At 60.2% G+C, this 12,312-nt stretch carries 13 protein-coding genes and 1 pseudogene; 3 read left to right on the forward strand and 11 right to left on the reverse strand.

Annotated elements, in window-relative coordinates:
- Positions 1 to 374: 374 nt before the first annotated feature.
- The gene (locus KUF73_RS24975) at positions 375 to 722 is read left to right on the forward strand and encodes a DUF6124 family protein (RefSeq protein ID WP_218440668.1); all 348 of its coding nucleotides are present in this window, start codon (positions 375 to 377) and stop codon (positions 720 to 722) included.
- A gap of 154 nt (positions 723 to 876) precedes the next feature.
- Here the strand turns inward: KUF73_RS24975 and KUF73_RS24980 are convergent, their stop codons facing one another.
- From KUF73_RS24980 to cpaB, 8 genes are read right to left on the reverse strand one after another with little or no spacing between them, the layout of a single operon-like run.
- Positions 877 to 1,149 carry a DUF3613 domain-containing protein gene (locus KUF73_RS24980; RefSeq protein ID WP_218440669.1) on the reverse strand — a complete coding sequence of 91 codons (273 nt, stop codon included), beginning with the start codon at positions 1,147 to 1,149 and terminating at the stop codon, positions 877 to 879.
- A 13-nt stretch (positions 1,150 to 1,162) separates the two neighbouring features.
- Positions 1,163 to 1,870 carry a hypothetical protein gene (locus tag KUF73_RS24985; protein ID WP_218440670.1) on the reverse strand — a complete coding sequence of 236 codons (708 nt, stop codon included), beginning with the start codon at positions 1,868 to 1,870 and terminating at the stop codon, positions 1,163 to 1,165.
- A gap of 10 nt (positions 1,871 to 1,880) precedes the next feature.
- On the reverse strand, positions 1,881 to 2,759 hold the full coding sequence (locus KUF73_RS24990) for a type II secretion system F family protein (RefSeq protein WP_371135552.1): 879 nt from the start codon (positions 2,757 to 2,759) through the stop codon (positions 1,881 to 1,883).
- A gap of 8 nt (positions 2,760 to 2,767) precedes the next feature.
- On the reverse strand, positions 2,768 to 3,652 hold the full coding sequence (locus KUF73_RS24995) for a type II secretion system F family protein (RefSeq protein WP_218440672.1): 885 nt from the start codon (positions 3,650 to 3,652) through the stop codon (positions 2,768 to 2,770).
- 10 nt (positions 3,653 to 3,662) lie between these two features.
- Positions 3,663 to 4,943 (reverse strand): CpaF family protein, encoded by a 1,281-nt coding sequence (locus tag KUF73_RS25000; protein ID WP_218440673.1) that lies wholly within the window; start codon positions 4,941 to 4,943, stop codon positions 3,663 to 3,665.
- Positions 4,940 to 6,127, reverse strand: coding sequence for a pilus assembly protein (locus tag KUF73_RS25005; RefSeq protein ID WP_218440674.1), 1,188 nt, complete (start codon positions 6,125 to 6,127; stop codon positions 4,940 to 4,942). The genes KUF73_RS25000 and KUF73_RS25005 overlap by 4 nt, the downstream gene beginning before the upstream one ends.
- Positions 6,124 to 7,386: a type II and III secretion system protein family protein gene (locus KUF73_RS25010; protein ID WP_218440675.1), complete on the reverse strand. Its 1,263-nt coding sequence runs from the start codon at positions 7,384 to 7,386 to the stop codon at positions 6,124 to 6,126. The genes KUF73_RS25005 and KUF73_RS25010 overlap by 4 nt, the downstream gene beginning before the upstream one ends.
- Positions 7,387 to 7,407: 21 nt before the next feature.
- Complete coding sequence (cpaB, locus tag KUF73_RS25015) at positions 7,408 to 8,358, reverse strand: Flp pilus assembly protein CpaB (protein ID WP_218440676.1); 951 nt, start codon at positions 8,356 to 8,358, stop codon at positions 7,408 to 7,410.
- A gap of 324 nt (positions 8,359 to 8,682) precedes the next feature.
- On the opposite strand from cpaB, the gene KUF73_RS25020 reads away from it, so the two are divergent.
- On the forward strand, positions 8,683 to 8,880 hold the full coding sequence (locus KUF73_RS25020; RefSeq protein ID WP_218440677.1) for a Flp family type IVb pilin: 198 nt from the start codon (positions 8,683 to 8,685) through the stop codon (positions 8,878 to 8,880).
- 84 nt (positions 8,881 to 8,964) lie between these two features.
- Positions 8,965 to 9,378 (forward strand): response regulator, encoded by a 414-nt coding sequence (locus tag KUF73_RS25025; RefSeq protein WP_218440678.1) that lies wholly within the window; start codon positions 8,965 to 8,967, stop codon positions 9,376 to 9,378.
- A gap of 365 nt (positions 9,379 to 9,743) precedes the next feature.
- On the opposite strand, the gene KUF73_RS25030 is transcribed toward KUF73_RS25025, so the two are convergent.
- The 3 genes and pseudogenes from KUF73_RS25030 to KUF73_RS25040 form a co-directional block, all read right to left on the reverse strand.
- Positions 9,744 to 10,598, reverse strand: coding sequence for a MaoC family dehydratase (locus KUF73_RS25030; RefSeq protein ID WP_218440679.1), 855 nt, complete (start codon positions 10,596 to 10,598; stop codon positions 9,744 to 9,746).
- A gap of 2 nt (positions 10,599 to 10,600) precedes the next feature.
- The gene (locus tag KUF73_RS25035) at positions 10,601 to 11,953 is read right to left on the reverse strand and encodes a 3-oxoacyl-ACP reductase (RefSeq protein WP_218440680.1); all 1,353 of its coding nucleotides are present in this window, start codon (positions 11,951 to 11,953) and stop codon (positions 10,601 to 10,603) included.
- Positions 11,954 to 12,063: 110 nt separating this feature from the next.
- A pseudogene (locus KUF73_RS25040) lies at positions 12,064 to 12,312 on the reverse strand (IS110 family transposase); the annotation flags it as partial.

Raw genomic sequence — 12,312 nt, forward strand, 5'->3', positions numbered from 1 at the left:
TTTTTCGGCTGTACCCCATCCAATTGGGGACGCGACCTTGCTCGCGATGACGGCCCCACATTCGCCGCCGTTTAACGACCGATCAAAACACCAGAACCTTCCCACACGTTTTTCAGGTTGTCCGTCGGACGTGCGATCTCTAGCCTTGGTCCGTCACTGAAAAATCAGTGATCGGGTTTGGTCGCCCGGGTTTAGAATGGCGCGCAGCACCGCGTGAGCGGTTTTTTTTGTGCTTGCTTAATGGCAGGCTGTGCGCGGGAGGGCCTAGGCCCTGCCGGGTTTCCATTCCCTGGTCGACCAACCTGCGCACAGTTCGCCACCCACTGCTTGGTCGCAGTGATGGCGAACTCCAGATCTTCGAATGGAGCTTCACCATGATCAAACCAACCCCAAATCCCCCCGAAACCGAAAACGTTTCCCCCGACGAATCCTCAAAAAAGCCCCACAAAACATCCGAACAAACCCTCGATCATTCTCTCAATCCGCCCAAGGATTGCGTCATCCGCAAACCCAGCACGATGTTCTTCATCTCCCCTGATATCGACACCGAGAGCCTGCTGGCCCACGCCTGCGAATCGCTGGCTTCGGCGAGTGTCATGACCAGTGATTTCGCCGGGTTTCTGGAGGGCTCGCAGCGCAACACGATGCTGGGGATTGCACAGGTGATCATGTTGGGTGAGTTGGCCGTAAATCGGGCGTTGGACAACCTCGATCCACAGTAATAACGCGTGGTCAGGCAGACTGCGTTTTCGTTCATCGCGAGCCAGCCCACTCCCACAGGGGTCAATGTCATGTACAAAATCTGTGACCGGCCTGGATCAACTGTAGGAGCGAGCCTGCTCGCGATAGCGGCCTCACAGCCGCAAAGTATCCCGGCTAATTCCCCGACCCACTGTCCACCTTCCCGCCCTCATCCTGATCAAAGTACTGCGGGATCTCATGTTGATAACTCTTCAACCACCGTTGCAGGGTCAGCTCGCGTTCCGTTGCGGTAGCGGTTTGCAGTTTTTGCGAAGCGGCGCTGTTGCTGCTTTGCAGCTGTAGCCAGCCTTCGGTTTCCTGTTGTTGTGGCGAGGCAGGCCCTGCGTCGATGGCGTGAGCGGTGAGTGGGGCGGTCAACAGGACGAGGCAGAGTGCGATCGATTTCATCAATTGTTCCCTACTAAAAGGCCGGAGTAACGGCGGCCACTTGCGCGGCGATGGTCGGGCCGGACTTGGTTGGGGCCTTGAGTTTCTCGGCGCGGGCCTGTGCCTCGGTGACCTGCGCGGGGCTCAGGCCGACGCGGCTGACCAGTTCGGCAGCGCGGCTCCAGTCGTCCTGGTAAATCAGCAAGGTCACCAGGTTCAGCGCGGCCAGCGAGTCGTTTTGCTCAAGCTCCATGGCCGTGAGGAATTCGAATCGGGCGTCTTCCACGCGTAGCTGATTGAGGTACACCACGCCCAGGTCGTTGCGAATTTTTTCGTCGGTGGGCGCCAGTCGCGCGGCCCGTAGCAAGTGGTCCTGGGCCTGTCCGTTGTCGCCCTTGGCTGCGGCGAGTTGGCCCAGGCCATGTTCGGCTTCGGCGGCCTTGCAACTGCCGAGCAGGCTGCGGTACAGCGGCTCGGCTTCGCTGCGGCCGAGCAGTCGATAGACCTTGGCTTTGCGCAGGCGTACGTCAGCCAGGTTGTCCGGCAGGTTTTGCAGGTTGGCGAGGCTGGCGTGCAGCTTGCCGGCCTTGGCCATGTCGTCGGCGAGGTTCAGTGACAGTTGCTCTTCGGAGTTTAATTTTCCGCAACTGGCGGAGTTGGTCAGGGCGCTCCAGGGTGTCTGGCCGCTGCTCGCGCAACCGCCCAGCAACAGCAGACTCAAACCGGCAATCATTGCTTTCATCACGATCCCTCTAGGAAGCAAAGGCCCGGGCCAGGGCGGTGAAGCCCGGGCCGGCCAGTACGATCAATAACGCCGGGAAGAGGAACAGCATCATCACGACGGACATTTTGGCGGACATCTTGGAGATGTATTCCTGCAGGCGCGTCAGGCGCCGGTCATCGAGCAGCAGCTTGAGCGCCAGCAGCGATTTCATGGCGCCGCCACCCTGATGAATCAGCTGTTGCAGGATTACGCAGGTGTCGGTGAATTCATCCACCGCCAGCAAGCGCGAAGCTTTGTTCAGCTCGTCGCCCAGTTCCAGGCCCGAATCGACCCGGGCCAACACCAGGCGCAATTCATGGGTGAGCGTTGGCAGCAGCTGTTTGCCTTCGTTGCTCAACACCCGCAGCGATTGCTCCACGGCCATGCCCGATTCGAAGAGGATGCGCAGCAAAGGAATGAAGGTCGAGATCTCGATGGCCAGCTTCTTTTGCCGTTGATGCGCGGCCGCCGCGAGCAGGCGTTTGGGCAGTAGATAGCCGATGCCGGTGGCAAATGCCGGGGCGAGCCACGGATTCACCACGTGCATAAAGAACAGCTCTTGAATCAGCAAACTCAGCGCCAGCGCCAGCACCGGCACACCTACCTGGAAGGCGGCATACAACGCGCGCTTGCGCGTGCTGCGCCAGCCGAGGCAATTGAGCAGTGTTTGGGTTTCGTTATCGAGTTTGACCGACTGCTGGCCGATCCGGCTGGCGCCCAGTACATGCAGCCACTGGCTGAAGCGATGGGCGCCAGGTGTTTTGCCGTCCAGTCGTTGCACCACTTGGCGCGCGCGTCGACGCAGTTCCAGCACGACGCTGAACAGCAGCAGCGATGCCATCAGGAACAGCAGCGAGCTCAGCAGCATGGACAGGTTCATAGGCTACGCAACATGCGCCACAGCGCCAGGCAACCGAACACCTGCAAGCCGAGTGCGGTCACCAGCATCATTTGCCCCGAACTGTCGTTCCACATACTCAGCAGGTACTTGGGGTTGGAGATCAGGAAATAGCCGGCGAGGGTCACCGGCAGCAGTGCCAGTACCGACGCCGTGACTCGGGTTTCGCCGGTCATCGCGCTCAACTGGCGAGACGCCTGCTCGCGCTCGCGGATCATTTTGATCAGGTTTTCCAGCAGCTCACTGGCGTTGCCACCGTAGCGATGATTGACCTTCAAACCGAGGGCGAACAGGCGCAGTTCGTCTTTGTCGTAGAGCTCGGCGAAGTCTGTCGCGGCGTCCGGCAGGCTGACGCCCAGGTGCACATTACGCTGTACTCGGCCCAAGGCATTTCTCAGCGGATTTTCGGCGGCGTCGATGGCACCCAGCACCGCATCGGCCAGGGTGCGTCCGGACTTCAGGCTGCGCACCGCATGATCAAGCAATGGCGGCAGTTGTTCGATCATGCGCTTGAGGCGGCGCTGGTAACGCCAACTGACATACAGCCGAAGCAGCAGGGGAGGCAGCAGCAACAGGGCAAAAAAGCCGATCCAGCCGGCCACGACGAATCCGAGTAAAACGGCCAACCCCCAAAGCGTCAGCCACAGCCCAAGACGCTCTGTAGGGCGACCCAGCCCCGCGCGCAAAAAGGCCCGGTCCAACGCCACCCAGGAAGATTTCTGCACCACCCGTTCCGGTTGTCCCTGGCTCAGGCGATCCAGCACACGCTGGGTGCCGGGCTGGCGCAGCCCACGATAAAGCAAGCGGGCCGACAGACCGAGCAAGGCCAGGCAAACGAGGATGAGCAGCAGCGATTTGAGCATGCCGGGGCCTTCAATATGCCGAGGGAGAGAGCGCTGACTCGCGGCGCAGTTTGTCACCGGCGGGGTTGACCGCTTCGCGCATGAACCCGAAACCGTTGCGTCGGTCGAGGCGGAACAGCGTGTTGGTCACGTACACGTCTTCACGGATGCCGATCACTTCCACCACTTCGCTGACACAACGACGGCCATCGGGCAGGCGCGTCAACTGGATCACCACGTCCAGGGCCGCGCAGATCATCTGGCGCAAGGTCCGTTCGGCGATGCTGCGACCTGTCAGGCCGACCAGGGTTTCCAGGCGCAGCAATGCATCCTGGGCGTTGTTGGCGTGCACGGTACTCATCGAACCGTCGTGCCCGGTGTTCATCGCCGTGAGCACGTCGACCACTTCGACGCCACGGATCTCGCCGAGGATGATCCGGTCCGGGCGCATCCGCAGGGCGTTGCGAATCAGGTCGCTGGCCTTCACTTCGCCGTGGCCCTCGGCATTCGGCGGGCGGGTTTCTAGGCGTACGACATGAGGATGGCCCATTTGCAATTCGGCGACGTCTTCGATGGTTACCAGCCGCTCATGGGGGTTGATCAATTGGCTGAGAATATTCAGCAGCGTGGTCTTGCCGGTGCCGGTGCCGCCGCTGATCAGAATATTGCAGCGTTTGCCCACAGCCTCCTGGAGGAATTCGAAGATCGGCTGATCGATGGTTTGCATGGTCACAAGGTCGGCGCTGTTGAGCATGTCCTGGCGGAATTTTCGAATCGACAGACATGGGCCATCGAGGGCAATCGGTGGAATGATCGCGTTGACCCGGCTGCCATCCGGCAGGCGCGCATCGACCATTGGCGAGGACTCATCGAGCCGCCGGCCGAGGGGCGCGAGGATGCGCTGGATAACGCGTTCAACGTGGTGCGCATCGATGAAACGCAAGTCACTTTGATGCAGTACGCCGTCACGTTCGATGAACACCCGGTGCGGCCCGTTGACCAGAATCTCGGTAACAGCGGAGTCCCGCAGCAGCACTTCCAACGGGCCAAAACCGGTGAGCTCGTCGACGATTTCTTCGGCCAGCCGTTCCATTTCATATCGGGAAATCGCCAGGTGCAGGCGTGCGATGTATTCGGCCACTTTGTCGATGACGAACTGCGACAGCGCTTGCCGCGACCCTTCCAGCAGATTTTTGCCGGACTCTTCGATGGCATCGATGATGTAGCGGTGCAGCACCAGCTTCAGGCCATCGTGGTCGGTGTTGCCGGCCACTCCACGTTGCGTCACACCGAACAGTTTTTCGCCGCTCATTGCGCACCTCTCAAACGGCTGAACCAGGACTTGGGTTTGGCCAGGCTTTCGGAACGCTTGGCCAGGCGTTCACCGAGGGTACGCAGGCTTTGGGTGAGGACTTCGCGGGGTGCCAGTTCAAACAAGGTCACGCCCTGGTTCTTGGCGTTCAGGCGTACTTCCGGGCTGTAGGCGAGGGTGGCGATGATCTCCATGCCGAAGCTTTTGCCCAGGGCTTCGGAGTCCGGCGCGACGGTGCGCAGATAGCGGTCCACCAGCAGTCTGGCGTGGTCGAGCTTCATGCCTTTTTCGCGCCACAGGTTGAGCACGGCGAGGTTGCGGCGGCAGTCGAGCACGTTCTGATCGGTGTACCACAACAGCTTGTCGCAATGGCTGACGAAGGTGCGCAAGGCTTCGCTGTCGGGCTGGCCGGTGAGGTTCACCATGATGTGCTGGAAGTGTTGGCGCAGGGCGCTGAGCAGCATGTACAACTCGGCGGCGCTGGTGTGTTCCAGCGGTTCATCGTTACTGGCGTAGGCGAGGATGCGCAGCCCGACTTCGCAACGGGTGAAGGCGCTGTCGATCAGCGTTGCGTCGAGGCGACGCAGATGTCGCAGTGCATCGCCAAAGTGAAACGAACTTTCGAGGCCAAGCAAGGCCAGGCTGTCACCGCGCGGCAGGCCGAGGTCGAGCAACAGGGTTTGCTGACCACTCTTCTGCACCACCTGCGCCATGTGATTGGCCAGAAGCGCCCCATCGGCATTGCTCTGCACCCCGTAAAGCACGGTCAGCCCGCCCAGGTGAGCGTTCGGCGCCACCGGTGGCAGGCGTTTGCTCAGGCGTCGTACCAGCCCCGCGACTTCACTGGAGCGCGAACCATAGGCGACGAAATCCCGCGCACCGGCGCGCATGGCATTGAGCACGAGCTGGTTGTCCATGCCGTCGCCCAGCGCGACGATCGCCAGCATCGGCTTGGCTTCAAGAGCACCTTCTATCAACGCGCATTGCGCCACCACATGATCACGGTCGAGGCCGACGAACACCAGGCTGGCCAAGGTCACGTCCACCAACGCCAGCAGTTCGTCGAGGCTGCCGGCGCCAGCGCTGACCACTTGGCCCAGCGGCGCGAGCGCACCTTGCAACCATTCAAGGTCGGTGCTGTTGCGCGTGATCGCGAGAAAAGTCTGACTGAGGTTCTGGCTCATTGCGATAACCCGCTGCGTTTGTCGAAGTCGCCGTTTTCGAGGAAGTACAGGCGATACCAGTTCGGGTCGTAATTACGCAGCTTTTCACCGGGCAATGACGGCAACTGCGCGTTGGCGGCCAACGGTTGTACCAGGTGTGGGGTGACGATCATCAACAGTTCGCGCTCTTCGCGGCTGACCGACGAGCTGCGGAAAAACGCACCGAGGATCGGGATGTCACCCAGGCCCGGAAACTTGCTGACTTGCGAGCCGTTTTGCGTGCTGATCAAACCGCTGATCACAAAGCTCTCGCCATCGGCCAGAGAGATGCTGGTGTCGGTGCGGCGAATAGTGAAGGCCGGCACGGTGGTGCCGCCGATGGTGACGGCATTGTTGTAGTCCAGCTCGCTGACCTCGGGGGCGACCTTGAGGGCAATCTGGTCATTGCTGACTACGGTCGGCGTGAGGGTCAGGCGAATACCGAATTCCTTGTATTCGATGGAGTAGCTGTTGCTGTTGGCGCTGGGGATCGGGATCGGGATTTCACCGCCGGCGAGGAAGCTTGCGCTTTGCCCGCTGAGGGCCACCAGGCTCGGGCGCGCCAGGGTGTAGGCGAAGCCGCTGCTTTCCATCGCATTGATGAGGGCAAGAAAGTTGCCGCCGCCGGCGACGATGTTGAACACGTCGTTGGCCAAGGGAATGCTCGGCACGGCAATGCGCGGATCAATGTTGCGCAACGGAAACACGCGGGGTGTCACAGCGGTGTTGGGGACGGTGCCAGGGGCGCCGAACAGAAAGTTCGAGCTTTTGCCGTATATCGAGGTGCTGGCCTCTTTCAGTTTGGTCCGGCTGACTTCGACAAAGCGGATGTCGGTCTGCACCTGCGAGGGCAGCGACGGGTCATCCGATGGCAATCGCTTGGCGCCGGTCATGGCGGCGGTGGCGCGGCCCTGTACGAACACCATGCTTTGACGCGGCGCACTGGCGCAGGCGGTCCAGACCATCAGGCTGGTAGCGCCGGGGGCCATGCCAGTGAGCAGGAAACCCTGATTGCCGGTGGCGCGAACGTCGGCGATTTTCGCATCGCCCACTGCCAGGCGAGTGATTGCCACGGGCGATTGCAGTTCCTGTTGCTGCCCTTCACCGACTTCCAGGGTTGCCGGAAGCGGGCCGAGGGCGGCGCAGTTGCCAGCCGCCGCCATTGCCGCAGAGAGCGGCATGCTGCCGAGCAAGGCAGCCCAGATCAAGCCGTTGAGCAACGGCGTAAAGCGTCTGTGCATGGAGAGGCGTCCTTGCTTGATTCAGGGGGTTTGCTGAGTGAGTTCATTGCCGCGAATGACTTCCACCGCCGATTTTCTCGGCATGACGGAGCTGCTGGCGACCACAGGTTTTGGCGCTGGCGTCATGGCCAGTTGGCTGAACTGGACCAACTCGCGGTTGGCGTTGGCAAGGATGGCCGGGGAATCGCTTTCACCGGCCCAATAGCGGGCCAGGCGTTGCTCATCGGCGCTGCGCACGGCCAGGCGCAAAACCCCGACCTGTGCAGCGAGCATCAGCCGACTCAGCAGTTGTTCGGGCACTGCAAGCAGCACGGTACGGGCGTTGGCGCGCTGTTGTTCCTGCTTGAGTTTTTCGTCGTTGCTGTGGGTCGGGCTGGAGGGCTGGCCATCATTGGTCAGGCCCAGTTGCTCGCCGACCCCGAGCACGCGCAATGCCGGGACCACGAGCTGCGCCGAGGGCTGAAGGTTGCTGGCATCCATGCGCAAAAACAGCAGCACATCGACATAGTCGCCGGGCATCAGTTGCCCACCCGCGTTGATCACTTCATCCACGGAAACCGCAAGCGCACGTTCATCGGGGCGGATCATCCGCGCCAGTTTGCTGCCGGATTCGAAGCTTTCGTCACTCAGCCAACTGCCGGCAACAAGGGCGCGCCAGGGTGTGCGGCCAATGGCTTGATCGAGACGGGTGAGGCTGCCGGCCGGGACGGTCCGGAGTTTTTCCAGGGCAACGTCGGCCGCAGTGATTTGCGCGAATGGCGGGATGTCATGCACCAGCACGACGATGGGTTGTCGGATGGTGTCTTCTTCCGGACTTACCAGTGCCTGGTTGGCGGGTGCCGTTGTAATGATTTGGGATTGCGCAACGGGCGCGGCGGCTGGTTGACGATTCAGCGTAAGACCCCAATACCCGGCAATAAGCGCGCCCACCAGCGAAAGTCCGGCGAGACCCAGAGTGATACGGCTGTTCATGACGGCTCTCCCTTTCCTGCTGCATAAAAACCTCGTTATAGAGAACGAGAAAACTTTGCAATCAGGCAGCTATGAACATTGAACTATTTCGCTATTTGACCGTAGCGCAGCTAGTGCAAAACGCCATTACTGGGCGGTAAATATCTGACGAAAGTCAGTCATTAAGCCTTAATGCATGTTTTTTTGACGTCAACGAAACGGTTAATACTTTCGTATTAATGCGTTGTTACAGTTGTTTACTGGGGGAATGCCGACAATGCTGGTGCTGGCATAGGGGAATCATGTTGCGTCTTTGCAACACCCGCAGTCATCAAGGAGAACGTCATGTCTTTCGCCAAGCTTGTTCAGAAGGTCAAATCCGAGATCGCTTTTTACAAAGGGCTGGCCAAAGACACCGAGGGGGCTTCGGGTATTGAGTACGCGATAGTTGCCGCCATGGTCGCGGTGGTAATCGCCGGGTTGAGTGCAGGTATTTCGACTGATCTCACAACGGTGTTCACCAGTATTAAAAACGCCTTGTAAGTCAATGCGAGAGGTCGGCTCGGCAACTTGCCAAAGTTTCAGGTGGGTTCTAACGTCAGCGCTCGTCCATTACAGGTGTTGCCTATGAACGCTTCTGTACTTTCGCGTCAACAACTTCTTCTGGTCGATGACGAGGAGGATGCGTTGCTTGAGTTGGCAGAGTTGCTGGAGGGCGAAGGTTTTAATTGTTTTACCGCGACGTCGGTCAAGTTGGCGTTACAGCATTTGACCCGGCATCCGGATATTGCACTGGTCATCACGGATCTGCGCATGCCGGAGGAGAGCGGTATGTCGCTGATCAGGCGCTTGCGCGAGCACACTTCGCGTCAGCATTTGCCAGTGATTGTGACGTCCGGGCATGCGGATATGGATGATGTCAGTGACATGTTGCGCTTGCAGGTACTGGACCTGTTTCGCAAGCCGATTTATCACGTGCGGCTGTTGGAAACTTTGGATAATTTGTTTCCGCAGGCAAGGATTCGGTTGGTTCATCCCTGATGTTTTCTGTGGTCACTGGCGCCCTCGCGAAGGCGGCCTGATAGCCGGCCTGTCTTTTGCTGATTGAGTACATATCCGTTTCTGCGGTGACGGCCGCTAATGGTTTCGCCCTTACGGCGACTCACTTTTTTTTCAAACGCCAAAAAAAAGTAAGCAAAAAAAGGCTCGCCCCTTGCGTCCGGCCCCTCGCTAAAGCTCGGCGTTCCTTCGCTGCGGTATCCATCCGGGGACACTGCCCTCCGGTCGGCTTCGCTTCGACCTACATGCAGCGTGTTCGACTGCGTCGATCTTTGCGTCCTGACAGCCCACCTGAATTTGGGGTCGTCCCCTGTAGGAGCTGCCGCAGGCTGCGATCTTTTGATTTATCAGGCCACCGGCCGCCAATGCCCCACCATGTGCTCCAGATCCCCGGCCCCAATCAATCGCAAATCCCCACTCGACCCCGCCGCACTGGCCAGCAATGTCACCTCGCTGGGCAAGCGCACCGGTTTCCTGAATTGCACCGCGATCTCAATATTTGCCGTCGGCAGATGATCGGCCAGTGCCGCGAGCGTGCGTGCCTTGTTCCATAAGCCATGGGCAATCGCCGAAGGAAAGCCGAACAGTTTGGCGCTGGCGGCACTCAGGTGAATCGGGTTGTAGTCGCCGGAGACTTTGGCGTACTGCCGGCCAATGTCGGAGGGCGCTTTCCAGCGGGCAATTTCGCTCAAGGTCAGTGCCGAGGCCAACACCTCTTCGACGGGCTCGCCCTCTAGCTTGACGCCACGACAGAGCATCTGGCTTTGCGCCTCCCACAATGGCCCCAACTGATCATTGAGTGTGGTTACCAGATCGAACGTTGCGCCCTTGGCATGGGGTTGCAGGTTCTGCACTTGCACGCTGACCCGCACCCGATTGACCCCGCCCAAGGGGCGCAGCACCTGAATGCGATTGCTCAGGTGAATCAACCCCAGCAGCGGGAATGGAAAGTCCTTGGCGGTGAGCAATTGCATCTGCAAGGCAAACGCCAACACGTGTGGGTAAGTCGGTGGCAGCAAGCCGTTATCGGCGAAACCGCAGACCTTGCGATAGGCCTCCAGGCGCTTTGGATCGACATTGAGCCAGCAACGCAAACCGGCATCGGGCAGGCGGGTGCCGGTGATCTTGCGTCGTGTGGCCGCTCGCACATAGAGCCCCGGCAGGCTCGGTTCGTGATTGAGTGTGTGCCAGTCAGTGATCATGCTTAAGCCCCCAAAACACTTTGCCCACAGACGCGAAGAGCCTGCCCGGTAAACGCGCCGGTGCCCGGTTGTGCCAGCCACGCCACAGCTTCGGCAACGTCTTGCGGCAGGCCGCCCTGGCCCAGTGAACTCATGCGTCGCCCGGCTTCGCGCAGGCCAAACGGAATGTGTGCGGTCATTTGGGTTTCGATAAAGCCCGGTGCCACGGCGTTGATGCTGATGCCCCGTTCTTGCAGCAGCGGCGCCCAGGCTTGAGCCAGACCGATCAGCCCGGCCTTGCTGGCCGCGTAGTTGGTTTGCCCGCGATTGCCGGCGATGCCGCTGATTGAGGCCAGCAGAATGACCCGGCCGTTGTCGCGCAGGGTGCCGTTGTCGAGCAAGGCTTTGGTCAGCACCTGCGGGGCATTGAGGTTGACCGCGAGCACCGCGTCCCAGAACTCCGGCGTCATATTGGCCAGGGTTTTGTCCCGGGTGATGCCGGCGTTGTGCACCACGATATCCACCCCGTCGGGCAATTGTTCGACTAGCTGTGCGGCCGCGTCCTCGGCGCAAATGTCCAGTGTGATGCTGCGCCCGCCAAGGCGTGCGGCAAGGGCTTCGAGATCGGTTTTGGCCGGTGGCACGTCGAGCAGGATGACATCGGCACCGTCACGGGCCAGGGTTTCCGCGATGGACGCACCGATGCCGCGTGCTGCGCCGGTCACCAGTGCCTTGCGGCCGGCCAGCGGTCGAGTCCAGTCCGACACTTGCGTATCGCAGGCCTCAAGACGAATCACTTGCCCGGACACGAATGCACTTTTTGGCGAGAGGAAAAACCGCAGCGGACCTTCCAGTTGATCTTCTGCACCCGCGCCGACATGGATCAGCTGCAAGGTGCCGCCACTGCGCAGTTCCTTGGCCAGTGAACGGCTGAAACCTTCAATGGCGCGTTGGGCACTGGCGGCGAACGGGTCGCTCAAGCTTTGCGGATCACGCCCAAGAATCACCAGATGCGCGCAGCTATCGAGGTTTTTCATCAGAGGCTGGAAGAACTCACGCAATTGTTTGAGCTGATCGGTTTGCACCAGATCACTGGCGTCGAATACCACGGCTTTGAGTTTCGGGCCGTGGCCGGGAATCCATGCCGTGGCCAGCGAGGGTTCGGTGCCGTAGCTGTAGATCGCGTCGGTCAGGCGATTGGCGAAGGCGCTGACTTTTTCCGCCAACGGCCCGCCGCCGATCAACAACGCCCCTTCGACCGGGCGCAACCGGCCTGCCTGCCAGCGTTCCAGGCGCACCGGCGAAGGTAAGCCCATGGCCCCGACCAGACGATGGCCGATGGAGGAATTGGCGAAGTCGATATAGCGGTCAGACATGGAACGCGCTCCAGCAGCTGGGGTTCAAAGTGTGGACCACGAATGGCGATCAGTCGTTCGATCCACGAGATAAGGCCTACGCTTGATCATTGTAGATACCGTCTTGACTCTCACCGGGCAAGTGCAAGTTTTGGGTCAAATGGTTGTCCCGATTTGAGCACCCCGTAAACGAAATGCAGCAGCTTACGCATTGCAGCACAGATGATCTGCTTGGGGGCCTTGCCGTTGGCCTTCAGGCGATCTTTCATGGCAATGATCGCTTCGTTATGCCGCAGCGCTACCAGGCCTGGCATGTAGAGGCCAGCACGCAAGCGCGCTGAACCGATTTTAGAGATCAAGGTGCGGCCCTTGAACGTGCC

This window comes from Pseudomonas sp. PD9R (assembly GCF_019200975.1).
In the GTDB taxonomy this organism is placed as follows: Bacteria; Pseudomonadota; Gammaproteobacteria; order Pseudomonadales; family Pseudomonadaceae; genus Aquipseudomonas.

Excerpts from the sequence above, each read along its gene's own strand:
- KUF73_RS25030 (WP_218440679.1), bottom strand. The coding sequence starts at position 10,598 with ATGATCACTGACTGGCACACACTCAATCACGAACCGAGCCTGCCGGGG.
- KUF73_RS24995 (WP_218440672.1), bottom strand. The coding sequence starts at position 3,652 with ATGCTCAAATCGCTGCTGCTCATCCTCGTTTGCCTGGCCTTGCTCGGT.
- KUF73_RS25010 (WP_218440675.1), bottom strand. The coding sequence starts at position 7,386 with ATGCACAGACGCTTTACGCCGTTGCTCAACGGCTTGATCTGGGCTGCC.
- KUF73_RS24990 (WP_371135552.1), bottom strand. The coding sequence starts at position 2,759 with ATGCTGCTGAGCTCGCTGCTGTTCCTGATGGCATCGCTGCTGCTGTTC.
- KUF73_RS25020 (WP_218440677.1), top strand. The coding sequence starts at position 8,683 with ATGTCTTTCGCCAAGCTTGTTCAGAAGGTCAAATCCGAGATCGCTTTT.
- KUF73_RS25025 (WP_218440678.1), top strand. The coding sequence starts at position 8,965 with ATGAACGCTTCTGTACTTTCGCGTCAACAACTTCTTCTGGTCGATGAC.
- KUF73_RS24985 (WP_218440670.1), bottom strand. The coding sequence starts at position 1,870 with ATGAAAGCAATGATTGCCGGTTTGAGTCTGCTGTTGCTGGGCGGTTGC.
- KUF73_RS25005 (WP_218440674.1), bottom strand. The coding sequence starts at position 6,127 with ATGAGCCAGAACCTCAGTCAGACTTTTCTCGCGATCACGCGCAACAGC.
- KUF73_RS24980 (WP_218440669.1), bottom strand. The coding sequence starts at position 1,149 with ATGAAATCGATCGCACTCTGCCTCGTCCTGTTGACCGCCCCACTCACC.
- KUF73_RS25000 (WP_218440673.1), bottom strand. The coding sequence starts at position 4,943 with ATGAGCGGCGAAAAACTGTTCGGTGTGACGCAACGTGGAGTGGCCGGC.
- KUF73_RS25035 (WP_218440680.1), bottom strand. The coding sequence starts at position 11,953 with ATGTCTGACCGCTATATCGACTTCGCCAATTCCTCCATCGGCCATCGT.
- cpaB (WP_218440676.1), bottom strand. The coding sequence starts at position 8,358 with ATGAACAGCCGTATCACTCTGGGTCTCGCCGGACTTTCGCTGGTGGGC.
- KUF73_RS24975 (WP_218440668.1), top strand. The coding sequence starts at position 375 with ATGATCAAACCAACCCCAAATCCCCCCGAAACCGAAAACGTTTCCCCC.